This window comes from Mixta hanseatica, from assembly GCF_023517775.1.
Classification (GTDB): Bacteria; Pseudomonadota; Gammaproteobacteria; order Enterobacterales; family Enterobacteriaceae; genus Mixta; species Mixta hanseatica.
Map to the genome: position 1 here is coordinate 2,000,565 of NZ_CP082904.1, position 23,885 is coordinate 2,024,449.

Genomic DNA, 23,885 nt, shown 5'->3' on the forward strand with positions numbered 1-23,885 from the left:
GACGGGAAAAGATAAAGGCCGGATTATCCGGCCTTTATGCTGTTGAACGGTCTGTAGCGCTGCTGGCACAGACCGATGATCAGAACTCAACGCGGTTAGCGATGCGCCAGTTCGCTATGCTCGTCGCTGTTCAACAGCGCTTTGTCGGTCTGCTTCAGCCAGTGGCTGGTCAGGGAGCCGGCGGTCATCGCGCCATTCACGTTAAGCGCGGTACGGCCCATATCAATCAGCGGCTCGATAGAGATCAGCAGGGCGACCAGCGTTACCGGCAGGCCCATCGCCGGCAGCACCATCAGCGCGGCAAAGGTCGCGCCGCCACCTACGCCCGCCACACCGGCGGAGCTGAGGGTAACGATGCCCACCAGCGTGGCTATCCATACCGGATCCAGTGGGTTAATGCCCATCGTCGGCGCAACCATTACCGCCAGCATAGTCGGATAAAGACCGGCGCAGCCGTTCTGGCCGATAGTGGCACCAAACGAAGCGGAGAAGCTGGCGATAGACTCCGGTACACCAAGGCGCTGAGTCTGTGCTTCCACATTCAGCGGAATGCTGGCGGCGCTGGAGCGGCTGGTAAAAGCAAAGGTAATGACCGGCCATACCTTACGGAAAAAGCGCAGCGGATTAATCCCGTTAACCGACAGCAGCAGGGCATGGACGCCAAACATAATCGCCAGGCCCAGATAAGAAGCCACCACAAAGCCGCCGAGCTTGATAATATCCTGCAGGTTAGAGCCGGCGACCACTTTGGTCATCAGCGCCAGCACGCCATACGGTGTCAGCTTCATAATCAGGCGCACCAGCTTCATTACCCACAGCTGTAGAACCTCGATTGCTTTCAGTACGCGCTCGCCTTTTTCCTGGTCATCCTTCAACAGCTGCAGGGCGGCCACGCCAAGGAAAGCGGCAAAAATTACCACGCTGATAATGGAGGTGGGGTTAGCACCGGCCAGATCGGCAAACGGATTTTTCGGGATAAAAGAGAGCAGCATCTGCGGCGCGCTAAGGTCGGCCACTTTGCCCGCATAGTTAGACTGAATCGCCGACAGACGGGCCGTTTCCTGCACGCCCTGCACCAGCCCTTCGGCGGTCAGGCCAAACAGGGTAGTGACAAACACCCCGACCAGCGCGGCGATAGCGGTGGTAAACAGCAAAACGCCAATGGTCAGCAAGCTGATTTTCCCCAGCGAGGAGGCATTATGCAGGCGCGCCACGGCGCTAAGAATAGAAACGAATACCAGCGGCATAACAATCATTTGCAGCAGCTGAACGTAACCATTGCCCACTACGTTAAACCAGCTTATTGACTCTTTCAGCACCGCGGCGTTTTCGCCATAGATTAACTGCAGCGCCAGACCAAACAGAACGCCAATCACCAGGCCTACCAGGACCTTTTTAGACAGGCTCCAGCCCTGGCGGCCAAGCCGGGATAACACCACCAGCAGGACGATAAACGTCAAAATATTCAAAATAAGGGGAACGTTCATTTTTTTTCTCCATGAGATTACCCCACCGCCGCGTAATCATGCAGCCTGTGGGGCAGGAAGAAGTGTTTTTATCGGCGCAGCGTGTTGCGCAATAGGCGGAATGGTATCAGGTCATAACCGGACGTTATTAGAACCGAATGGAATGGGTTATAACTTTTTGCCCGAATTTGTATGCAAAATCAGCGGGAAATCAGTTAAGCAGACGATCAATGCCCATCTGTACATTATTCATAATGCGCGCCGGCCAGCCGTCAGCGCCAAAATGGGGCATGCCGGGCGGGAACCAGAGCGCCCCAGCGACCAGCGCCAGACAGAACAACCGCTCCAGCTGATTGCCCGATTTGGTATTTAATATCGGCAGTCGAAAACGCCAGCGGCACGGCCACAACAGCGGCACCCCGGCCGGCGTGAGCATATCCGCTGCAATATGGCTGAGATAGCCTAATACCATGCCGTGCATGGCATCGCTGGGTAATGGGGAGCCGTGCGGCAGATTAAACTGCAGCAGCGTTACGCCGCCCAGCACCGCCAGCAAACTGTGGGTAAAGCCGCGATGGCCGAATGCCCGAGCGATAGGCTGCGAAATCCAGCGAAAGCGCTGGCCAAGCGTAGAGCGCGGATGATCGATATCGGGCAGCAGGCAGGTCAACAGCACCGCCGGAATAATGTGCCACCAGTCGCCGTTTGCCAGCTCTGGCGTTAGCTCAGCGCGCTTGGCAAAAATAGCGCTGGCAATGGCGAAAATAACGTGGCCTTCGGCCGTCATGGAGATAACCTGGATACATAACTGTCAATGTATCCAGTATAGGGGATTTATACAGTGGAATGGAAGTTGTGACGCTGTAACCAAAAGTGAATAACGGACGGAGCCAGACTCCATCCGTTATGGTTAGCGCGCCAGCCAGCCGCCGTCAACGGCCAGGGTGTAGCCATTAACGTAGTCAGATGCGGCTGAGGCTAAAAACACCACCGGACCCATCATATCGTCGGGCTTGCCCCAGCGTCCGGCCGGAATACGGCCAAGGATTTCCTGGCTGCGATCTTCATCGTTACGCAGCTGCTCGGTATTGTTGGTCGCCATATAGCCTGGAGCGATAGCGTTAACATTAATGTTATGCGCCGCCCATTCGTTGGCCATCAGGCGCGTCAGGCCCATCACCGCGCTTTTGGAGGCGGTATAGGAAGGCACGCGAATGCCGCCCTGGAAAGAGAGCATCGAGGCGATATTAATGATTTTGCCGCCGTTGCCCTGACTGATAAACTGGCGCGCCACCGCCTGCGACAGAAAGAATACCGTTTTGCTGTTGATATTCATTACGTCGTCCCAGTTCTGCTCGCTGAACTCAATCGCATCCTGACGGCGAATAATACCGGCGTTGTTTACCAGGATATCGATGCGTCCATAGGCGGCAACTGCCTGTTCCATCACCTGCGGAATGCAGCTGCTGTCCATCAGATCGGCATTAATATTGGTAAAGCGGCGGCCGGTCGCTTCGACCAGCACGGGAGTATCATCGGCGCCGGCGTGGTTAACGCCAACGATATCGCAGCCTGCCTGCGCCAGGCCGACCGCCATTCCCTGACCCAGCCCGGTATTACAGCCGGTGATCAGCGCCACTTTTCCTTCAAGGTTAAATGCATTCAGTATCATTTTTTGCTTCCTGTAATCGTCGTTAACGCAGTTCACTGACTTTGACGTGATCCATATCGTCAAAGACCTGATTTTCACCCACCATGCCCCAGATAAAGGTATAGCGTTTGGTGCCGACGCCGGCATGAATCGACCAGCTTGGCGAAATCACCGCCTGTTCGTTATGCACCAGCAGATGACGGGTCTCCTGCGGCTGGCCCATCATATGAAACACGGCGGTTTCCTCATCCATATCGAAGTAAAAATAGACTTCCATACGGCGTTCATGAGTATGGCAGGGCATGGTATTCCACAGGCTGCCTTCTTCCAGTTTGGTCAGGCCCATCGTCAGCTGACAGGTGGGCAGTACATCCGGCACGATAAATTTATTAATGGTGCGGCGGTTGCTGGTGGACGGATCGCCCAACGTGGTGGGCGAGGCTTCTTCAAGGGTAATTTTTTTATCGGGGTAACGCGTATGGGCCGGGGCGCTGTTGTAATAAAATTTAGCGGGCCGGCTGGCGTCCACGCTTTTAAACACCACCGACTGCGCGCCCATGCCGACATACAGCGCCTGCTCGTTGCCGATTTCCCAGGCTTTGCCATCAACTTCGATCAGGCCCGGACCGCCAATATTGATAACGCCTAGTTCGCGGCGCTCAAGGAAATAACTGACGCCCAGCTGTTTCCCCACTTCGCTGCCGATAGTGACGCTTTCGCGCACCGGCATCACGCCACCGACAATGATGCGGTCGATATGGCTGTAGGTCATGGTGTAGTTGTCAGCTGTGAAAATGTTCTCAATGAGAAATTCACGCCGTAAGCCAGCGGTATCAAGCTGACGGGCGTGGTCGCTGTGGATGCTTTGACGGACTTGCATGTCGATGCCTCTCTGAGGTTGAAACCCATAAAACCAGGTATACGCGTGTCGTTATCAGAATCATAGGCAGGTCGGCATGCGAATTCAATAAAAATGAAATGCTGTTTTATTTATTTTGCACGCCGGATCATGTTTGCGGAAAAAACATCACCGGCGACAGGAAAGGATGGCTGCCTTATAAAGAAGTAAAGCACAGAGAGAAAAGAGGCGTGGCGCCCTTAGACCAAAGCACAGGAGGGAAGCGCATTGGCTGACCAGGGAGCGCTAACGCGCGGGTAAAAAGGCGGGGCGAGAGGCGACCCTGCCTGCAACGCGCAGGCAGGGGGTAACGTTAGTAGCCCTTTAGCTGCTGCGCGGTGAGCTGTAACAGCGAATCGAGTTTAACGTCCGCCATCGACCAGCGGGCATCGGCGCGATATTCCGCGGCGGGAACCACCACCGAACGCATCCGCGCCGCTTTGGTGGCGATCATGCCGTTAAAGGAGTCTTCCAGCGTAATGCAGTTTAAAGGATCGATACCCAGGCGAGCTGCCGCATCCAGATAAACCTGCGGATGCGGTTTGCTATAGGGCAGCGCCTCGGCGGAAACCAGCACCTCGAAATAGTCGCGCAGGTTAAACAGCGCCAGCACTTTCTCCAGCATATGCAGCGGCGAGGCGGAGGCCAGACCGATTTTTAGCCCCTGCGCCTGGCAGAGCTGCAGCGCCTGCTCAACGCCCGGCAGCAGCGGTTTCTTCTCTTCTACCAGATTAATTGCGCGAGTAATAATGCGCTCGGTAACCTCCTGTTGGCTGGGACCATTCCACGGCAGCGTTTCGTACCACATGCGCACTACCTGGTCGATACGCAGGCCCAGCGTATCCGGCAGTTCGCTACGGCGCGACAGATCGACATCGAGCGTGGCAAAAACGTCCAGTTCAGCCTGATCCCATAAGGGTTCAGAATCTATCAGCAGACCGTCCATATCAAATATCGCGGCCAGTACAGGTCGGGTATAGCTCATACAAGGCTCCGTTTTTACATTTTGCTTTACCATAGCATGAAGCTTTGCAGCAGGCATGGTCGCACTAACAGGATAAAATAGTTGGCAGCGCTTTTTTCCAGGCGCTTTTCTCTGACAGCAGGTAGACTTACTGCCAGACAACAGGTGCAAGGAGAAACCATGACTTATCAACAGGCTGGCCGTGTTGCCATTATCAAACGCGTGGCTGGCTGGATTATTTTTATACCCGCGCTGATTTCCACCCTGGTATCGCTGTTGAATTTTATGTTCAAACACAGCGAAAAGCGGCCCGGCATTGATGCGGTCCTGCTCGATTTTATTCACGTGATGATCGATATGATCCGGTTTAATACCCCGTTTCTCGGTTATTTCTGGCGTAATTCGCCGGTACCTGATTTTAACGCGGGCGGCAACATCGGTTTCTGGCTGATCTATATCCTGATTTTTGTCGGCCTGGCGCTGCAGGCATCCGGCGCGCGCATGTGGCGTCAGTCACGTCATATAAAAGAAGGGATCGAGGATATGCTGATCCTTGAGCAGGCCAGGGGCGAAGAAGGGCGCAGCCGCCAACAGCTGGAAGATAAAATTGTGGTGCCGCGCCATACTATCTTTCTGCAGATTTTCCCGCTCTATATTTTGCCAATCGTGATCGCCGTAGCGGGCTATTTTGTCCTGTCGTTAACCGGTTTTATCTGATCCGCTTATCGGTCCTGAAAAGCAACGCCATCAGGCCCGCGTTTTTTCCTGCTCATCCCGCTCCAGCAGCAAACCCACGGCGCGTTGTGCCTCACTCAGCCAGCTGCCGCCAAATACATTGGCGCGATTAAGCAAATAATAAAGCTGATACACCGGCTGACGCTGTACGAAATCTTGCGGCAGCGGCCACACCGACTGGTAACCGGCTAAAATTTTCTCCGGGAAAGCGGGGTAGTGCCTGAGCATCGCCAGATCGCACTCACGATCGCCCCAGTAGCAGGCGGGATCATAGATCCACGGCCCGCTCTCGCTGCCCGCACAGTTGGTAGGCCAGAGATCGCCGTGCAGCAGAGAAGGCTGTGGATGATGTGCGGCCAGCGCGCGCTGTACGCAGTCGATAATCAGATCGGTATTGCCGTACAGAATGCCTTTTTCCTCTGCCAGCTGCAGCTGCCAGCCGATACGTTGTTCGGAAAAGAAGCGTGACCAGCGCCGTATCCAGCCGTTGGGCTGCGGCATAGCGGTAAGGTTGTTATCGAAATCGAGACCGAAATGGGGCTGTTCGCTCCACTGATGCAGCCGGGCCAGCTGCTGCCCCAGCTGAAAGGCGCTGGCCTCATTCAGCGGATGCGGCTGAATATATTCCAGCAGTAAAAAGCTGTAATCACGATCGCTGCCGATGCCATACACTTTCGGCACCCGTACCGTCTGGCTGTGCGCCAGCAATGCCAGCTGATCCGCCTCTGCGGTAAAAATGCCCAGCATCTCCTGGGTATTGCACTTCATAAACACCTGATGCTCGCCATAGCGTATTTGCCAGGCGGCATGCACTTCGCCGACGGGCAGCTCGGTGCGCTGGGTAATTTCCGCATTTCCTAACTGTTCACTCAACAGACGACTTATGGCTGACCACATGGGGCTATCCTCATTTTCGCTGTGTAATGATAGAGCGTAAAAATTAGCGCAAGCGCACAGGCCGGACATTATCCCTCAGGCCGATTTTGTTGGATAAAATCCGCAAAGGTTTGCACATCAACCTGTGGTTCACTCTCCAGTGCTACCGCGCCGATGCTGGCGGCCTGCTGATGAACCTCTTCAGCGCTCTTCGCGCTGACAATGCCGTAACTGTTGCTACCCAGCTCATGCGTATGGCCGTCATCGTCCTGCAGGGTAGTGGTGAAGCCGCTATGGGTCATCGCGCTGTTCAGTTCCAGACCGGCAGCCAGCCCCTTATCCTGGTAACGAAAGGTAACAACATAACGGGTTATGCCTGATGGACTCATAGTCACCTCATTGTTCCCGAAAGAATTTTCAGCTTAGACCATCACCGCCAAAGCAGCGAATCGGTAACAAAACAGGTTTGATAATGCAATTAATTATCATTACTATTATGGCGCTAACCCTATGAATAATAATTGAACAGGCGCTGTCTGTAACAAGGAGAATGATGTGCACTGCGCGATAAAATTTTCTGCCGCGGTTTTGATGCTGGCTGCGTCCGCCTCGGCCGTAGCAACCACTTATCCGGTAACCCTGAGCGATTTCGATGGGCAGAAAATCACCCTGAATAAAGAGCCGCAGCGGATCGTGGTCCAGGATGGACGCGATATCCTGGCGCTGGCGCTGCTCGATCGCGCCAATCCTTTTCAGCGCGTGGTGGCCTGGAATAACCTGTTAAAGAAAAGCGACGGACAAACCTGGCGGCTGATGCTGGGCAAATGGCCACAGGCCGGACAGATTACCGATATGGGCTTCAGCGATAAGGGGGAAGTGAACCTGGAAAGCGTGATTGCCCAGCGCCCCGATTTGATGATCGCCCAGTTGCGCTCCAAACCTTCGCTAACCCAGACCGGCGTACTGGCTAAACTTGCCCAGCTCGGCATTCCGGTGATGTTTATCGATACTTTTAACGATCCGGTGAAGGATGCGCCGGCCAGCGTGACGCTGCTGGGCGAGGCGCTTAACCGCGAAGCGGAAGCGCAGCAGTACACGCGTTTCTATCAGCAGCACTATCAGGCGATTCAGGATCAGGTGCGGACGGTTTCACCTAAACCGCGCGTGTTTATTGAAGCCAAGGCCGGTCTGTCCGGTCTGGAATCTTGCTGTTTTACCCACGGCCACGTGGGTTGGGGCTCGATGGTGGAAGCGGTCGGCGCGACCAATATCGGTTCTGAACTGCTGCCAGGCGCCACTGGCGATGTATCACTGGAAAAGGTTATCGCCACGAAGCCGGATGCCTATATCGTGTCGGGTTCTCAGTGGGCGAGCAAAAATAATGCAGCCGTGCCGTTCGGCTATGGCGTAACCCAGCAGCAGGTAGACACGGCGTTTAATAACATGAAACAGCGTCCGGGCTTTGCCCAGCTGCAGCCGGTAAAAGCAGGGCGCTTTTATGGCATTTACCACAACTTTTATAATCATCCGTGGAATATCGTGGGGATTGAATATCTGGCGAAGTTTATTTATCCGCAGCAGTTTAGCCAGCTTGATCCCGCCAACAGCTGGCATGAAATCGTCACGCGCTTTACCACTATCCCGGAAGGCAAAGGGGTACTGGGTTCGGCGGCGCCCCGCGGTTAATTAAAATTTTAAGCACGTCGCCTGGCGTGCTTTTTCTTTGATTTTAAAGCGAAATAAATATTTATTTCGCCGTGCTGCGTTTCGCTTAAATACCCTTTATAATGCGCGCCGTTAATAAGAAAAATCCAATTCGTAGCATCTTTTCCTCTGAATGCTTAGGTATTCTTGCTGTTTAATGCCTGTTTACAAAATTTATGGTAAATGGCGTTGATCGCAGCGTAAAACCCTTCAGACTCTCTCTTTTTTAAACTGTCGTACGGATCACAATAAATGAATTTGCTTAATAAGTTTTCTGCTGCGCTATTACTTTCTGCCGGCGCGTTTTGTCATCAGGCCATGGCTGATAACACCGTATTTACCGTTATGGACGATCCTTCTACCGCGAAAAAAACCTTTGAAGGCAACGCGGCCGCAGGTTACCTGGCGCAAACCGGAAATACCAAAAGTTCTTCCTTAACGGCTCAAACCAATATGACCTGGTATCAGCCGAATACCGCGTACAGCCTGTGGGGCAACGCGGCGAATACCTCATCTAACGATGAGCGCTCCTCCGAGACCTATCAGGTAGGCGGACGTACCCGCTATAACATGACCGATCACGACTATCTGTTCGGTCAGGCCAGTTGGCTGAGCGATCGTTTTAATGGTTATGACTCTCGTGACGTGCTGGCAGCCGGTTATGGTCGTCAGATCCTGAACGGGCCGGTGCATTCGCTGCGCGTGGAATTTGGTCCGGGCGTACGTTATGACGATTTCCACGATGGCGGTCATGAGACGCAGGGCCTGGGCTACGGCGCGCTGAGCTATCAGTGGCAGATGACCGATACCACCAAATTTATTCAGGGCGCCTCAGTGCTGAGCAGCTTTAACGACAACACCACGGTTAACTCTGAGACCGGCCTGCAGGTGGCGATTAACGCACACTTTGCCCTGAAGCTGACCTATAACGTGACCTGGAATAATAACCCGCCAGAGTCCGCGCCGGATCATACCGATACCAAAACGCAAATTCTGCTCTCCTACGCGATGTAACAATCAGGGCTGCCACAGGGCAGCCCTTAGCTTTTCTACATCCATTAACGCGCAGCCGTTCAGGCGTGACTGTTAACGCACCCTGGCGCGAAACACCCAGAATGCCCAGCTGTTATAGGCCAGCGTCAGTGGCAAGATTAATCCATAGCCGCTTAATAAAAACAGCTGTGTGGCGGGGGCGGCAGCGGCCTGCTGGATGGTGAGTTTGCCAGGCAGCAGCCACGGATAAAGGCCGACAATCAGTAACGCCCAGCACAGCGTAATCAACGTCAATACCAGCGACAGCGATATCACTGGCCGTTCCCGGTAGAGCGCCAACAGCAGCGCAACCAGCGTCAGCGCCAGCAGCAGCAGGATAATTTTACCCGGCAACCGCTGCCATGCCTGTAACAGCGCGCTGCTCTCCAGCAGGTTAATCGCGACCATCAGCGCCAGGCTCAGGACTAAAAACAGCCAGGCCAGCTGGTGGGCCAGTCCAGGCTCCGGTCCGGCGATGCGCCACTGTATCCAGCAACAGCCGCACAGCAGATAAGCGGCAATCAGGCCGAGGCCGCACAGCACTGGATATAGCGTCAGCCAGCTGAACGGCCCTGCCTGGGTCTGACCGGCAATCACTACGCCCACCAGCGCGCCCTGAATAAAACTGGCGATCAGCGAGCTGATTATATGGGCTACATCGAGATAGCGGTGCCAGCGGCGGTTAACGTGGCCGCGATACTCCAGCGCCACCGCCCGACCAACCAGCGCCAGCAGCATAATAAAGAGCGGCAGATAGATGGCGCTGAATAGCGTGCTGTAAAGCAGCGGGAACAGCGCCAGCATGCCGCCCGCCAGCAGCACCAGCCAGGTTTCGTTGGCGTCCCAGATGGGCAGGATGCTCATCGACAGCTTGCGGCGCGATTCGTCGTCGCGAAAGAAAAACAGCAGCATTCCCACGCCGAGGTCGGTGCCATCCAGCAGCAGATACATCAACAAGGAAACCGCGAGCGTGGCGGCGGAAATATCATCCAGCGTCAGCGGGATCATCACTCTCCTCCGTGGTCAGGACGCATCTCCTGCGCCGGCCCTGGCTCATCTGCCTGCGGCGCCTTACGGGCGTAGCGCAGCAGGTAGCGCAGGCCGATAGTGAATACCAGACCGTAAACCAACAAAATAGCGCAGCCGGAAGCGATCGCCAGATGCGACGAGATCGGGGAAACGCTGTCCGCGGTGCGCACCAGACCGTAAACGGTCCACGGCTGTCGCCCCATCTCGGTCACTATCCAGCCTGAGAGCATGGCGATAAAGCCCGCCGGCCCCATAAATACCAGCAGTTTTAGTAGCCGGCGAGAGCGCCACAGACGGCCGCGCAACCGTTGGATCAGCGCGGTCAGGCTTACCGTCAGCATCATAATTCCCAGGCCGACCATCAGGCGAAAAGCGAAAAAGACCGGCGCGACCGGGGGAATATCCTCCGGCGGGAATTCGCGCAGGCTTTTAATCTGGCCGCTCAGGTTGTGGCGCAGATAAAGCGACCCTATCTGCGGGATCGCTACCTCCCAGTGATTGCGCTGCTGCTGTTGGTCGGGCAGGGCAAACAGCCGCAGCGGCTCGCCTTCGCCCGGCGGCGGACGCTGCCAGTCGCCTTCCATCGCCGCCATCTTCGCCGGCTGGTGCGCCAGAGTATTTTCACCGTGCAGATCGCCGACCACCGCCTGGGTGACTGTCAGCAACGGCAGCAGCCACAGGCTGATCGTCAGCATCAGGCGCGCCCGCTCATTGTCGCTGTGATGTAGCAATTGCCATGCGCCGGTGGCGGCCACCATAAATGCGGTGCCGATCAGCATCGCCAACAGCATATGGGTGGCGCGCCAGGGGAAAGAAGGGCTAAAGATAATGGCCAGCCAGTTTTGCGGCTGAAAACGCTGTTGCTCATCAAGAAAAAAGCCGGTGGGCGTTTGCATCCATGAATTAGCTGCCAGGATCCAGAACACACTGATTAAGGCGCCAACGGCCACCAGCACCGTCACCATAAAATGCAGGCGTGGGCCGATACGCTCCATGCCAAACATCATCACGCCCACCATGCCCGCCTCCAGGAAGAAGGCCACCAGCACTTCGTAAAACATCAGCGGGCCAATCAGGCCGCCAACGCGCTCAATAAAGGGCGCCCAGTTGGTGCCGAACTGAAACTCCATCACCACGCCGGAGACCACGCCGACCGCCACGTTCAGGGCAAAAATCTTTAGCCAGAAATTATAGAGATCCAGATAGCGCTGCTGCCTGCGCCACAGCCATGCGCCCTCCAGCGCCACCAGCCATAGCGACAGGCCAAAGCTGAATCCGGCAAGGATAATATGCAGGCCGATGGTCACCGCAAACTGGGCGCGGGAGAGCAGCAGCGTCAGTTCCGCATCAGGCATGACTGTCTTTGCCGGTAAAGGCGCTGATCGGTTTGTCCGGAGCCGGCTGTTCCATCGCGGCGGCGAACGCTTTTAAGCCGGCAACCAGCGGCATCACCGCGTGCCATAAGCTCTCATCGTGCAGCAGTTTCCAGGTGCCGCTCACGCCAGGCGCCACCTCATGGTGCTGTTGGGTTTCTGCATGCATATTCACCGCGTTTAAGGCGGATTTCACCGCGTACACCGTTTTATGAAACTGCCCTGGCGGAATATCAGACAACGCCATCAGCAGCACCGAAAGGTTCTGCATCGCATTCTGTGAGCCCGGTTTGTTTAACCCTTCCACCAGAACTTTGGCAATTTGCGTATTGGCTGAAACCATATCGTTGGCCAGACGCAGGAAACCGTGATGGTGCAGGCTGTGCAACAGCTCGTGCAGCGCATCATGGGCATCAGGTTCGGTTTTGGTTGGCGGGACATCATAATTTATCGGTTCAGCCATTAAAATTTCTCCGGATGTTGAGTATGTTCAGGGGGAAGGGTGTAACCCTCCTGTTGCCATTTGATTTCAATAGGTAACCCCGCCAGCGGAGTGCGGCTGCCGTGACGGAAGTTTTGACGCGGCAGCGGTTCTGCCAGCGGCGGATGCGCCAGCTTAACCATTTTCACCGCAATCTCTTTGTAGGCCGGAGTATCAACGTCCGGATCGTGATGCTCGCCGGTCAGGCCGTTAACGCCAGGCTTGCCGTGGTGAATTGGCATAAACAGCACATTGCCTGCCACGCGTTCGGTGATCACCACCGGCACCTCCATCGCGCCTCGCCGTGACTCAATGCTGACCCAGTCGCCCTGACGGATCTGCCGCTCCCTGGCCAGCTGCGGGCTGATTTCTATGAAGCCGTTTGGCGAAAGCGAATACATACGGCCGCCGCGCCCGGTTTGGTTGGTGGATTGAAAATGCTCCAGCATCCTGCCGTTGTCTAACCACAGATCGTATTCCTCATCCGGGGCTTCCTGCGGCGGCTGACAGCGGATGGGATAGAGCACCGCTTTGCCGTCGGGAAACTTAAAGCCGTCGGTATAGAGTAGAGGTGTGTCGCTGCCGTCCGGCTTCACCGGCCACAGCTGCGATTGCCAGCCGCTGAGATGTTGATAATCGACCCCGGTGAAGATTTCAGCGATCTGCGCGGCTTCCGCCATAATTTCGCCCGGATGGGTATAGTTCCACGGATGGCCGAGGCGGGCAGCGAGATCGGTGAGAATGCGCCAGTCGGGCATACTGTCGCCCAGCGGCGGCATCACTTCGTAAAAGCGCTGAATACGACGCTCGGTATTGACGTACGTACCCTCTTTTTCCACGCTCGGGCAGCCCGGCAGCACCACATCGGCAAAGGCGGCGGTGCGGCTCATAAAAATATCCTGCACCACCATAAATTCCAGACTACTGAACGCCTCATGCACTTTTGTGGAGTCGGCGTCAGAGAAAGCGGTCTCCTCGCCGATGATATACATCGCTTTCAGAGAGCCTTCGTGCGCATGCTGGATCATCATGTAGTTATCCGATCCCACCCGATCGGAGAGCTTCTCTGGCGCAACGCCCCACGCATGGGCCCACTTTTCCCGAACCGCTGCGTCGGTAACTTTTTCATAGCCGGGGTAGATGTTGCTCAGACAGCCGAAGTCGCTGGCGCCCTGTACGTTATTGTGGCCACGCATTGGATAGCCGCCGGTGCCCGGGCGACCATAGTTGCCGGTGACCAGCAGCAGATTCGAGAGGGCGGTGCTGGTGTCTGCGCCGTGGCTGTGTTGGGTAATGCCCATCGCCCACAGAATACAGACCCGTTCAGCCTGGCCGATCATCTCCGCCGCGTTAGTCATCTCTTCAACGCTCAGCCCGGTCTGCTTGCTGACGGCACGCAGGGTATACTCCGCCAGCGAGGCGCGGAACTCCTCTACCTGATTAACTTTCTCAGCCAGGAACGCATCATCCGCATAGCCATGCTCGAACATATAACGGGACATAGCCGAAGCCCACAGACTATCGCTGCCGGGCTCGATGCGCAGATAAAGATCGGCGCGCTCGGCCATCTCATGCTTACGCGGGTCGACCACCAGCAATTTCTGCCCGCTATGCTTTTGCGCGGCCTTGATGCGCGAGGCGATAACCGGGTGATTTTCGGCCAGATTGCTGCCGACAATCACGATTAAATCCGCCTTTTGCAGATCCTCGATGGTGCCAGCGTCGCCGCCGTAGCCGACGGTGCGGAACAGGCCTTCGGTCGCCGGGTTCTGACAGTAACGTGAGGAGTTGTCGACATTGTTGGTGCCAAAAATCAGGCGGGCGATTTTTTGCGTCAGATAGGCTTCTTCATTACTTCCCTTGCTGGAGCCGATAAAGCCGATGCTATCGCCGCCGTGCTGCGCCGCTATCGTTGTCAGCCGCTGGGCGATCAAATCCAGCGCTTCATCCCAGCTGGCCGGACGGAAATGTCCATTTTCCCGGATTAGCGGCGTGGTCAGGCGCCGATCGCTGTTAACGAAATCCCAGCCGAACTTGCCTTTCAGGCAGGTAGAAATACCGTTCGCCGGCGCATCCGCCACCGGCTGGACCTTCAGGATATGACGATCGCGCGTCCACATCTCGAAACTGCAGCCGACGCCGCAGTAGGTACAGACGGTTTTGGTTTTTTTGATCTCTTTTTGCCGCATCGCCATATCCATCAGCGACACGCCGGTAATAGGCGGCGCGCCAATGGTATTTTCCAGCGATTTGACTAAATCGATCATCGGGCGTTTGAGATCTTCCGGCATCGCGGTAAACGGACCGGCATTAGGCTGCATGGTTTTTTCCATCAGCGCGTTGCAGGGGCAGACGGTGACGCAGTGGCCGCAGCTGACACAGCTGGAACCGGCGATTTCGGTCCCGCCATCCCACAGTACGCGCGGGTGTTCCGCGCTGTAATCAATAGAAAGCGTTTCATTGACCTCTACGTTCTGACACGCTTCCACACAGCGTCCACAGAGGATGCACTGATCGGGATCGTAGGTGTAGAACGGATTGCTTTCATCTTTTTGATAAGGCTTGCGCTGATAGGGATAGTACTGAATTGGGATATGCATATCGGCGACGGTATTATGTAGCGTACAGTCGCCGGTGTTGTGTTCGCACAGCGTACAGTAAAGCTCATGGCGCGCCAGCAGGCGATCCATGCCTTCTTCCTGCGCCGCTTTCGCCTCAGGCTGATGGCTGGAGATATCCATGCCGTCATAAGTACGCAGCGTACAGCCGCGCACCAGCTCGCCCTGATGCTCTACCCAACAGACATCGCAGGATTGCAGCGGCGCAAGGGAAGGATGATAGCAAACGTGCGGCAGGATTTTACCCTGAGCCTGCAGGAAATCGATCAGCGGCTGGTCGGCTTCACCACTCAGGTGGTCGCCGTTGTAAATAACGGTGCAACTTGTTTGGCTCATCAGGTGCTCTCATAAGACATTGCATTATGACCACTTCCTGTGTCAGTTCCCTGTTTTCGTAAAGTTATGTCATTGAAGGTAGACCGTGACGGCGCTTCCGGCAAAACGAAGCGCTAAAAAACGCGTTACAGAGGGTAAAAATTATTTCAATGGGTTGCGCGCCTGCGCTTGCTGCCTACGCTTTAAAGTAAGGCTGGCTAAAGCGGAGGGCCTTATCATGAGTGAAGTAATGTCATTACTGTCCGGGGGCTGGAGTTGGATATTAGGAGGTCTGGCAGTGGTTGTCGGGCTGGCTGGATCCTACTTCGGTGGAAAAAAAATCGGCAAGACGCAAGAGAAGGCTCGCGGGGAGGTAGCGGCGGCACAGCTGCAAACCCAACAGGCGGAGGCGATTGCTAAAAAACAGGCGGATAATATTAAGGTGGCTAAACATGTGGAAACGTCTAACGCTACTCTCAGTGACGCTGCTGCTCGTGACAAGCTGCGCCGGTCGAAATACAACGTCGATGATTGATCGCGCCAGCGTCGATTCATCCTGCACGCTATTTCAGCCTATTTATACCCATGGCAACGATGCGGAGGTGATGGACGTACGTACTATCCGCGCGATTAATACGCATAATGAGCTGTGGGACCGGCTCTGCAGCGATAAAAGCAGTAAGGAATAGCCTTCCTGAATGTTCTGGCGGCCCGCAACAGCGGGCCGCTTTCTTATTTGTGGCAGCAAAATTTGCTTGCGGGCTGAGTAATTCCGGTTAAAGTGCCAATCAGTTTCAAATATAGCGTGATAACCATGTCTGCATTCTTCCATGCTTATAAAAAAGCGTTTAACCGAGATGATAAGCTGAGCCTGGGCGAGTGGATGAATTTCACGCTCAAAAGTCTTATTATCTTTATGCTGCTTTTTTTGGCATTTACCGTCCTGCAATATTTTATTTTGATAAAAAGCCCGCTTATTGATGCGTTAACTGTTTCAGCGGTCAGGCTTACCAGCCTGTGCGGCTTCACCCTTTTGCTGGTGGGCTGCTTTACCCCGAGCATTTTGTATGCAATTAAAGCGATAGTTAAGTAAACACCATCGATAAAGCGCCATATCCCTCCGCCAGGGCATCCGCAGCTATAAAAATCCTGGCGTCATTCGTGCCGCCAGGGCAAACATCTGTTTAACATCATCTCTTTAGCGTGTAAGATGTTCGCTCTTCAGCCATTACCCGGTCCGGCCACGTGTGCGCCAGGCTGCGTTCCAAATTAACAACTGTGGGTTAGTTTTGGCCGGTAATCCGTTGAAAATTAACTTCTAACCAATGTTTGCATGTAATCTTTCGTGTGGGTTACCACTGCAATTAAGGATATGAAATGCCTGTAATTACTCTTCCTGACGGCAGTCAGCGCAGCTTCGACCGTCCGGTTAGCGTGATGGATATCGCGCAAGATATCGGACCGGGTCTGGCAAAAGCCTGTATCGCTGGTCGCGTTAACGGCGAACTGGTGGATGCGATCGATCCGATTACCGAAGACGCCAGCGTAGCCATTATTACCGCCAAAGATGAAGCTGGCCTGGAGATCATTCGTCACTCCTGCGCGCATCTGCTGGGACACGCAATGAAACAGCTGTGGCCTAACGCGAAAATGGCTATCGGTCCGGTGATTGATAACGGCTTCTATTATGATGTCGACCTTGACCATACTCTGACGCAGGAAGATCTCGATCGGCTGGAAAAGCGCATGCATGAGCTGGCCGAAACGAACTATAACGTCGTTAAGAAAAAAGTCAGCTGGCAGGAAGCGCGTGACGTCTTTGCCGCGCGCGGCGAAAACTACAAAACCACCATTCTTGATGAAAATATCAGCCATGACGATCGTCCCGGTCTGTATCATCATGAAGAATATGTTGATATGTGCCGTGGGCCGCACGTACCGAATATGCGTTTCTGCCATCACTTTAAACTGCAGAAGATCGCGGGCGCCTACTGGCGTGGCGACAGCAGCAACAAGATGCTGCAGCGCATTTACGGCACCGCATGGGCCGATAAAAAGCAGCTGAACGCTTATTTGCAGCGTCTGGAAGAGGCGGCCAAGCGCGACCATCGTAAGATCGGCAAGCAGCTTGATCTCTACCATATGCAGGAAGAAGCGCCGGGCATGGTGTTCTGGCACAATGACGGCTGGACTATCTTCCGTGAGCTGGAAACTTTTGTTCGCAGTAAGCTGAAAGAATACCAGTACCAGGAAGTGAAAGGTCCGTTCATGATGGACCGCGTACTGTGGGAAAAAACCGGCCACTGGGACAACTATAAAGAAGCGATGTTTACCACCGCTTCTGAAAACCGTGAATACTGCATTAAGCCGATGAATTGCCCCGGACACGTGCAGATTTTCAATCAGGGTCTAAAATCATACCGCGACCTGCCGTTACGTATGGCAGAGTTCGGTAGCTGCCACCGTAACGAGCCTTCAGGTGCGTTGCACGGTTTGATGCGCGTGCGCGGCTTTACTCAGGACGATGCCCATATCTTCTGTACGGAAGAACAAGTGCGCGCTGAGGTAAACAGCTGCATTAAGATGGTGTATGACATGTACAGCACCTTCGGTTTTGAAAAAATCGTGGTGAAACTCTCTACCCGTCCGGAAAAACGCATCGGCAGCGATGAATTATGGGATCGCGCAGAGGCGGATCTGGCTGCGGCACTGGAAGAGAATGCGATTGCGTTCGAATACCAGCCGGGCGAGGGCGCATTCTACGGTCCTAAGATTGAATTCACCCTGCATGATTGCCTGGATCGTCCATGGCAGTGCGGTACCGTTCAGCTCGACTTCTCATTGCCGAGCCGTCTGAGTGCTTCATATGTAGGTGAAAATAACGAACGACAGGTGCCGGTGATGATTCACCGTGCTATTCTGGGTTCAATGGAACGCTTTATCGGTATTCTGACTGAAGAGTACGCCGGTTTTTATCCAACCTGGCTGGCGCCGGTACAAGCGGTGGTGATGAATATCACCGACGGGCAGTCTGATTATGTCAACGAATTAACGCGAAAATTACAGAATGCGGGCATTCGTGTAAAAGCAGACTTGAGAAACGAGAAGATTGGCTTTAAAATCCGCGAGCACACATTACGTCGCGTCCCTTATATGCTGGTTTGCGGTGACAAAGAGGTAGAGGCTGGTAAAGTAGCCGTTCGTACCCGCCGCGGTAAAGACCTTGGGTCCATGGACGTGGATGTGCTGATCGAGAAGCTGCAGCAAGAAATACGCAGCCGCAATCTTCATCAATTGGAGGAATAAGGTATTAAAGGCGGAAAACGAGTTCAACCGACGCGTCCCAATCGTATTAACGGTGAAATCCGTGCTACCGAGGTGCGTCTGACTGGCGTCGAAGGCGAGCAGCTTGGTATTGTTAGTTTACGCGAAGCTATTGAAAAAGCTGAAGAAGCAGGTGTTGATTTAGTTGAAATCAGCCCTAACGCCGAACCGCCGGTTTGTCGTATAATGGATTACGGCAAGTTCCTCTATGAAAAGAGTAAGTCTTCTAAGGAACAGAAGAAAAAGCAGAAAGTTATCCAGGTGAAGGAAATTAAATTCCGCCCTGGTACCGATGAAGGCGACTATCAGGTCAAACTACGCAACCTGATTCGTTTTCTGGAAGAAGGCGATAAAGCCAAGATCACCCTGCGTTTTCGCGGTCGTGAGATGGCGCACCAACAGATCGGTATGGAAGTGCTTAACCGCGTGAAAGAAGATCTGAGTGAACTGGCAGTAGTTGAATCTTTCCCTTCGAAGATTGAAGGCCGCCAGATGATCATGGTGCTCGCACCCAAGAAGAAACAGTAGGCTTTCAAGTAATAATGCCGCGCAGCGTTCGCGCTGTGCGGCTGTTATTCGCCTGTCTGGGTCATTTTATTAACAATGCGAAGTGGATATTTTATAAATGCCTAAGATTAAAACTGTCCGTGGCGCGGCTAAACGCTTTAAAAAAACCGGTAAAGGTGGATTTAAGCACAAGCACGCGAACCTGCGTCATATCCTGACCAAAAAATCAACCAAGCGTAAACGTCACCTGCGCCCGAAAGCCATGGTGTCTAAAGGCGATCTGGGTCTGGTTATTGCCTGCCTGCCGTACGCATAAGTTAATTTTTTCAATCAGAATATAGAACAGGAGAGCTCAAATGGCTCGTGTAAAACGTGGTGTAATTGCTCGCGCACGTCACAAAAAAATCTTAAAACAAGCTAAAGGCTACTACGGTGCACGTTCACGTGTTTACCGCGTTGCCTTCCAGGCTGTTATCAAAGCTGGTCAGTATGCTTACCGCGACCGTCGTCAGCGTAAGCGTCAGTTCCGTCAGCTGTGGATTGCGCGTATCAACGCAGCAGCGCGTCAGAACGGTATCTCTTACAGCCGTTTCATCAATGGCCTGAAAAAAGCGTCCATTGAAATTGACCGTAAAATCCTGGCTGACATCGCCGTATTCGACAAAGTGGCATTCACTGCACTGGTTGAAAAAGCGAAATCAGCTCTGGCGTAAGTCAGATGGAAGAGGGAGCTTGCTCCCTCTTTTATTTTCTGTAACCGCAGCAAAAGATTGACTTTTCCGCCTGCTGGCATTTCAATAGAGCCGTTTAACGCAAGCGACAAGGTAAACCAAGCATGCACGCTATTTTTCGTTTCTTTTTTTACTTTAGCACCTGAATCCCGGGGGCAAGTGCGCGAAAAAAGAAACGAAAAATCGCACTGAAAGCCTCCCTCGTGGAGGCTTTTTTGTTTTTTGCGAACTGATATGGACTTCTGGTCCCCACCTGAAACAGCCCGGCCTTAGGCTGGAAGAAGAGGAAACAATGTCCCATCTCGCAGAGCTGGTTGCCAACGCCAGGGCAGCCATTGAACATGCGCAGGATGTTGCGGCGTTAGATAACGTCCGCGTCGAATATCTGGGCAAAAAAGGGCATCTGACCCTGCAAATGACCACCCTGCGCGAACTGCCGGCCGAAGAGCGTCCGGCGGCAGGCGCGGTGATTAACGAAGCCAAACAGCAGGTTCAGGAAGCGCTTAACGCGCGTAAAGAGGCGCTGGAGTCCGCCGCGCTTAATGCTCGTCTGGCGGCGGAAACCATCGATGTCTCTCTGCCGGGACGCCGTGTCGAGAATGGCGGCCTGCATCCGGTTACCCGTACCATCGATCGTATTGAAGACTTTTTCGGCGAGCTGGGTTTTGCCGTGGTTACCGGACCGGAAATTGAAGATGACTATCATAACTTCGATGCGCTGAACATTCCGGGCCATCATCCGGCGCGCGCCGATCACGATACCTTCTGGTTTGACGCTACGCGCCTGCTGCGTACCCAGACGTCCGGCGTGCAGATCCGCACCATGAAAAATCAGCAGCCGCCGATTCGTATTATCGCGCCGGGCCGCGTTTACCGTAACGATTACGACCAAACGCATACCCCGATGTTCCATCAGATGGAAGGCCTGATTGTTGATAAAGATATCAGCTTCACCAACCTGAAGGGCACGCTGCATGATTTCCTGCGTAACTTCTTCGAAGAAGATCTCCAGATCCGCTTCCGTCCTTCCTATTTCCCGTTCACCGAGCCTTCCGCGGAAGTGGATGTGATGGGCAAAAACGGCAAATGGCTGGAAGTGCTGGGCTGCGGCATGGTGCATCCGAACGTACTGCGTAATGTCGGCATCGACCCGGAGATTTACTCTGGCTTCGCCTTCGGCATGGGCATGGAACGTTTGACCATGTTGCGTTACGGCGTGACCGATCTGCGCGCTTTCTTCGAAAACGATCTTCGTTTCCTCAAACAGTTTAAATAAGGGCAGGTTATCCAATGAAATTCAGTGAACTCTGGTTACGCGAATGGGTAAACCCGGCTCTGGACAGTGCGGTCCTGGCGGAACAAATCACCATGGCCGGTCTGGAAGTAGACGGCATTGAGCCGGTCGCAGGCGCTTTCCACGGCGTGGTCGTAGGTGAAGTGGTCGAGTGCGGTCAGCACCCGAACGCCGATAAGCTGCGCGTCACGAAGGTTAACGTCGGCGGCGATCGTCTGCTGGATATCGTCTGCGGCGCGCCAAACTGCCGTCAGGGGTTGAAAGTGGCCGTGGCTACCGTTGGTGCCGTGCTGCCGGGCGATTTTAAAATCAAAGCGGCGAAGCTGCGCGGCGAGCCGTCAGAAGGCATGCTCTGCTCCTTCTCCGAGCTGGGCATCAGCGATGACCACAACGGCATTATTGAACTGCCTGCGGATGCGCCGATTGGCAGCGACATCCGTGAGTACCTGCAGTTAGACGATAACAGCATTGAAATCAGCATTACGCCGAACCGTGCCGACTGCTTCGGCATTATCGGTATCGCACGCGACGTAGCGGTGCTGAATAGCCTGCCGCTTAACGCGCCGGAAATGGCCGCGGTGCCGGCGACCATCAGCGATACGCTGCCGGTCCGCGTTGACGCCACCGATGCCTGCCCGCGCTATCTGAGCCGGGTAGTGAAAAATATCAATGTGCAAGCGGCTACGCCGTTATGGATGAAAGAGAAGCTGCGTCGCTGCGGCATTCGCTCAATCGATCCGGTGGTAGATGTCACCAACTATGTGCTGTTGGAGCTGGGCCAGCCGATGCATGCCTTCGATCTGGATCGCATTGATGGCGGCATCGTGGTGCGTATGGCACAGCAGGATGAAGCGCTGACGCTGCTTGACGGCAATGAAGTGAAGCTGAACAGCGATACGCTGGTGATCGCCGATCATCATAAGCCGCTGGCGATGGGCGGCATCTTCGGCGGCGAGCATTCAGGCGTGAATCAAGAGACTACCAGCGTGCTGCTGGAATGCGCCTGGTTTGCGCCGCTGGCCATCACCGGCCGCGCCCGTCGCCACGGCCTGCATACCGATGCTTCTCATCGCTATGAGCGCGGCGTCGATCCGGCGCTGCAGCAGCAGGCAATGGAGCGCGCTACGCGCCTGCTGCTGGATATTTGCGGCGGCGAGGCGGGTCCGGTTGTGGATACCAGCGCGCAAGATAAGTTACCGGTACGCGCCACTATTACGCTACGCCGTGAAAAGCTGGATCGTTTGATTGGCCATCATATTGCCGATGAGCAGGTTACCGACATTCTGCAACGTCTGGGTTGTGAAGTCAGCGTAAGCGCAGGCGAATGGCGCGCGATAGCGCCGGGCTGGCGTTTCGATATGGCGATTGAAGAAGACCTGATTGAAGAAGTCGCGCGCGTCTATGGCTATAACAATATCCCGGACGTGCCGGTTAAAGCGTCGCTGGTAATGACGCAGCATCGCGAAGCCGCGCTGTCGCTGAAGCGCGTGAAAAACCTGCTGGTGGATAAAGGCTATCAGGAAGCAATTACCTATAGCTTTGTCGATCCTAAAGTGCAGGCGCTGCTGCATCCTGGCCAGGAAGCGCTGATTCTGCCTAGCCCGATCTCCAGCGATATGTCTGCGATGCGTCTCTCGCTGTGGACCGGTCTGCTCTCTGCGGTGGTATACAACCAGAACCGTCAGCAGGGCCGCGTGCGCCTGTTTGAAAGCGGTTTGCGCTTTGTGCCGGATACACAAGCAGATTTAGGCATCCGTCAGGATGTTATGCTGGCTGGCGTACTGAGCGGCAACCGCTTCGAAGAGCATTGGGACCTGGCGCGCCAGACCGTCGACTTCTATGATTTAAAAGGTGATTTGGAATCGGTACTGGAACTGACTGGCAAACTGGATGCCATTGAGTTTCGCGCCGAAGCCAATCCGGCCCTGCATCCGGGTCAAAGCGCAGCGATCTATTTACAGGGCGAGCGCATCGGATTTATCGGTGTGGTTCATCCGGAGCTGGAACGCAAGCTGGACCTCAATGGCCGCACCTTAGTGTTTGAACTGCTTTGGAATAAGGTTGCAGACCGCGTCCTGCCTGATGCGCGCGAGATTTCTCGCTTCCCGGCAAACCGTCGCGATATCGCCGTTGTGGTGGCTGAAACGGTTCCGGCAGCAGATATCATTGCGGAGTGTAAGAAAGTTGGCGCAAATCAGATAGTTGGCGTAAACTTGTTTGACGTGTACCGTGGTAAGGGTGTAAACGAAGGGTTTAAGAGCCTTGCGATAAGCCTGATTTTGCAAGATACCAGCCGGACACTCGAAGAAGACGAGATTGCCGCAACCGTCGCCAACTGTGTTGCGGCATTAAAAGAGCGATTCCAGGCAACCTTGAGGGATTGAACCTATGGCGCTTACAAAAGCTGATATGTCGGAATACCTGTTTGAAAAGCTGGGGCTGAGTAAACGGGATGCCAAAGAGCTGGTTGAACTGTTTTTTGAAGAGGTAAGAAGAGCTTTAGAAAACGGCGAACAGGTCAAACTGTCTGGATTTGGCAACTTTGATCTTCGCGACAAAAATCAACGGCCGGGACGTAACCCGAAAACCGGTGAAGATATTCCTATCACCGCGCGTCGCGTCGTGACGTTCCGCCCTGGACAAAAGCTGAAAAGCCGCGTCGAGAACGCTTCCCCGAAAAACAGCTGATCTGTCAGCACCATAAAAGGCCGCTCCGTGCGGCCTTTTTTATGGGTGTCGCCTGGCGGCGTGCGCCGGGCCGCCGCGCGCTATTTCATAAAGAAATCATAATGTAAGGAAAGCGTAAGTTACAGGAAAATAAGCCGAAAATCGGCACAGGACGATAGTGACAGCCGCAGTAGTAAAGGTATAAACAGGGGATGAAACC

General features: G+C 54.5%; 24 protein-coding genes, 1 pseudogene and 1 other annotated feature. Of the genes and pseudogenes, 14 read left to right on the forward strand and 11 right to left on the reverse strand.

Features of this window, described 5'->3' with window-relative positions; translation table 11 throughout:
• Positions 1-95: 95 nt before the first annotated feature.
• The 5 genes from K6958_RS09715 to hxpB all read right to left on the reverse strand — a co-directional run bounded on the left by K6958_RS09715 (position 96) and on the right by hxpB (position 5,000).
• Positions 96-1,487 carry an L-cystine transporter gene (locus K6958_RS09715; protein ID WP_249894441.1) on the reverse strand — a complete coding sequence of 464 codons (1,392 nt, stop codon included), beginning with the start codon at positions 1,485-1,487 and terminating at the stop codon, positions 96-98.
• Positions 1,488-1,677: 190 nt separating this feature from the next.
• A complete protein-coding gene (locus K6958_RS09720) occupies positions 1,678-2,253 on the reverse strand; it encodes a metal-dependent hydrolase (protein WP_249894442.1) in 576 nt (191 codons plus the stop codon).
• A 123-nt stretch (positions 2,254-2,376) separates the two neighbouring features.
• Positions 2,377-3,138 (reverse strand): 2-dehydro-3-deoxy-D-gluconate 5-dehydrogenase KduD, encoded by a 762-nt coding sequence (gene kduD / locus K6958_RS09725; protein WP_249894443.1) that lies wholly within the window; start codon positions 3,136-3,138, stop codon positions 2,377-2,379.
• A 22-nt stretch (positions 3,139-3,160) separates the two neighbouring features.
• Positions 3,161-3,997, reverse strand: coding sequence for a 5-dehydro-4-deoxy-D-glucuronate isomerase (gene kduI / locus K6958_RS09730; RefSeq protein WP_249894444.1), 837 nt, complete (start codon positions 3,995-3,997; stop codon positions 3,161-3,163).
• Positions 3,998-4,328: 331 nt separating this feature from the next.
• A complete protein-coding gene (hxpB, locus tag K6958_RS09735; RefSeq protein ID WP_249894445.1) occupies positions 4,329-5,000 on the reverse strand; it encodes a hexitol phosphatase HxpB in 672 nt (223 codons plus the stop codon).
• A 159-nt stretch (positions 5,001-5,159) separates the two neighbouring features.
• On the opposite strand from hxpB, the gene K6958_RS09740 reads away from it, so the two are divergent.
• Positions 5,160-5,696, forward strand: a complete 537-nt coding sequence (locus K6958_RS09740) for a YniB family protein (RefSeq protein WP_249894446.1) — start codon at positions 5,160-5,162, stop codon at positions 5,694-5,696.
• A gap of 30 nt (positions 5,697-5,726) precedes the next feature.
• On the opposite strand, the gene K6958_RS09745 is transcribed toward K6958_RS09740, so the two are convergent.
• Positions 5,727-6,611: a fructosamine kinase family protein gene (locus K6958_RS09745; RefSeq protein ID WP_249894447.1), complete on the reverse strand. Its 885-nt coding sequence runs from the start codon at positions 6,609-6,611 to the stop codon at positions 5,727-5,729.
• A gap of 68 nt (positions 6,612-6,679) precedes the next feature.
• Complete coding sequence (gene ghoS, locus K6958_RS09750) at positions 6,680-6,979, reverse strand: type V toxin-antitoxin system endoribonuclease antitoxin GhoS (RefSeq protein ID WP_249894448.1); 300 nt, start codon at positions 6,977-6,979, stop codon at positions 6,680-6,682.
• 202 nt (positions 6,980-7,181) lie between these two features.
• Here ghoS and K6958_RS09755 point away from each other — a divergent pair, with 202 nt between their 5' ends.
• Positions 7,182-8,276 (forward strand): ABC transporter substrate-binding protein, encoded by a 1,095-nt coding sequence (locus K6958_RS09755; RefSeq protein WP_249894449.1) that lies wholly within the window; start codon positions 7,182-7,184, stop codon positions 8,274-8,276.
• Between the two features lie 270 nt (positions 8,277-8,546).
• Complete coding sequence (locus K6958_RS09760) at positions 8,547-9,308, forward strand: DUF481 domain-containing protein (RefSeq protein ID WP_249894450.1); 762 nt, start codon at positions 8,547-8,549, stop codon at positions 9,306-9,308.
• 72 nt (positions 9,309-9,380) lie between these two features.
• Here the strand turns inward: K6958_RS09760 and K6958_RS09765 are convergent, their stop codons facing one another.
• From K6958_RS09765 to fdhF, 4 genes are read right to left on the reverse strand one after another with little or no spacing between them, the layout of a single operon-like run.
• Complete coding sequence (locus K6958_RS09765; protein WP_249894657.1) at positions 9,381-10,334, reverse strand: cytochrome d ubiquinol oxidase subunit II; 954 nt, start codon at positions 10,332-10,334, stop codon at positions 9,381-9,383.
• Positions 10,334-11,710, reverse strand: coding sequence for a cytochrome ubiquinol oxidase subunit I (locus K6958_RS09770; protein ID WP_249894451.1), 1,377 nt, complete (start codon positions 11,708-11,710; stop codon positions 10,334-10,336). The genes K6958_RS09765 and K6958_RS09770 overlap by 1 nt, the downstream gene beginning before the upstream one ends.
• Positions 11,703-12,191, reverse strand: a complete 489-nt coding sequence (locus K6958_RS09775) for a DUF1641 domain-containing protein (RefSeq protein WP_249894452.1) — start codon at positions 12,189-12,191, stop codon at positions 11,703-11,705. The genes K6958_RS09770 and K6958_RS09775 overlap by 8 nt, the downstream gene beginning before the upstream one ends.
• Positions 12,191-15,163: a formate dehydrogenase subunit alpha gene (gene fdhF / locus K6958_RS09780; protein ID WP_249894453.1), complete on the reverse strand. Its 2,973-nt coding sequence runs from the start codon at positions 15,161-15,163 to the stop codon at positions 12,191-12,193. The genes K6958_RS09775 and fdhF overlap by 1 nt, the downstream gene beginning before the upstream one ends.
• 217 nt (positions 15,164-15,380) lie before the next feature.
• Between fdhF and K6958_RS09785 the strand changes: the two genes are divergently transcribed.
• The 11 genes and pseudogenes from K6958_RS09785 (at position 15,381) to ihfA (ending at position 23,686) form a co-directional block, all read left to right on the forward strand.
• A complete protein-coding gene (locus K6958_RS09785) occupies positions 15,381-15,677 on the forward strand; it encodes a hypothetical protein (RefSeq protein ID WP_249894454.1) in 297 nt (98 codons plus the stop codon).
• Positions 15,670-15,831, forward strand: coding sequence for a hypothetical protein (locus K6958_RS09790; protein ID WP_249894455.1), 162 nt, complete (start codon positions 15,670-15,672; stop codon positions 15,829-15,831). The genes K6958_RS09785 and K6958_RS09790 overlap by 8 nt, the downstream gene beginning before the upstream one ends.
• Before the next feature lie 125 nt (positions 15,832-15,956).
• Positions 15,957-16,235, forward strand: a complete 279-nt coding sequence (locus tag K6958_RS09795; protein WP_249894456.1) for a hypothetical protein — start codon at positions 15,957-15,959, stop codon at positions 16,233-16,235.
• 284 nt (positions 16,236-16,519) lie between these two features.
• Positions 16,520-18,448 carry a threonine--tRNA ligase gene (thrS, locus tag K6958_RS09800; protein WP_249894457.1) on the forward strand — a complete coding sequence of 643 codons (1,929 nt, stop codon included), beginning with the start codon at positions 16,520-16,522 and terminating at the stop codon, positions 18,446-18,448.
• Between the two features lie 3 nt (positions 18,449-18,451).
• A complete protein-coding gene (infC, locus tag K6958_RS09805) occupies positions 18,452-18,994 on the forward strand; it encodes a translation initiation factor IF-3 (RefSeq protein ID WP_038626364.1) in 543 nt (180 codons plus the stop codon).
• A gap of 97 nt (positions 18,995-19,091) precedes the next feature.
• Positions 19,092-19,289 (forward strand): 50S ribosomal protein L35, encoded by a 198-nt coding sequence (rpmI, locus tag K6958_RS09810; protein WP_038626362.1) that lies wholly within the window; start codon positions 19,092-19,094, stop codon positions 19,287-19,289.
• A gap of 40 nt (positions 19,290-19,329) precedes the next feature.
• On the forward strand, positions 19,330-19,686 hold the full coding sequence (gene rplT, locus K6958_RS09815) for a 50S ribosomal protein L20 (protein ID WP_010616241.1): 357 nt from the start codon (positions 19,330-19,332) through the stop codon (positions 19,684-19,686).
• Positions 19,687-19,799: 113 nt separating this feature from the next.
• Positions 19,800-19,924: a sequence feature (Phe leader region), on the forward strand.
• Positions 19,809-19,850 (forward strand): annotated as a pseudogene (gene pheM, locus K6958_RS21320) (pheST operon leader peptide PheM). (Overlaps the previous feature by 42 nt.)
• A gap of 72 nt (positions 19,925-19,996) precedes the next feature.
• On the forward strand, positions 19,997-20,980 hold the full coding sequence (gene pheS / locus K6958_RS09820; RefSeq protein WP_249894458.1) for a phenylalanine--tRNA ligase subunit alpha: 984 nt from the start codon (positions 19,997-19,999) through the stop codon (positions 20,978-20,980).
• Positions 20,981-20,994: 14 nt separating this feature from the next.
• On the forward strand, positions 20,995-23,382 hold the full coding sequence (gene pheT, locus K6958_RS09825; RefSeq protein WP_249894459.1) for a phenylalanine--tRNA ligase subunit beta: 2,388 nt from the start codon (positions 20,995-20,997) through the stop codon (positions 23,380-23,382).
• A gap of 4 nt (positions 23,383-23,386) precedes the next feature.
• The gene (ihfA, locus tag K6958_RS09830; protein WP_038626354.1) at positions 23,387-23,686 is read left to right on the forward strand and encodes an integration host factor subunit alpha; all 300 of its coding nucleotides are present in this window, start codon (positions 23,387-23,389) and stop codon (positions 23,684-23,686) included.
• Positions 23,687-23,885: the final 199 nt, after the last annotated feature.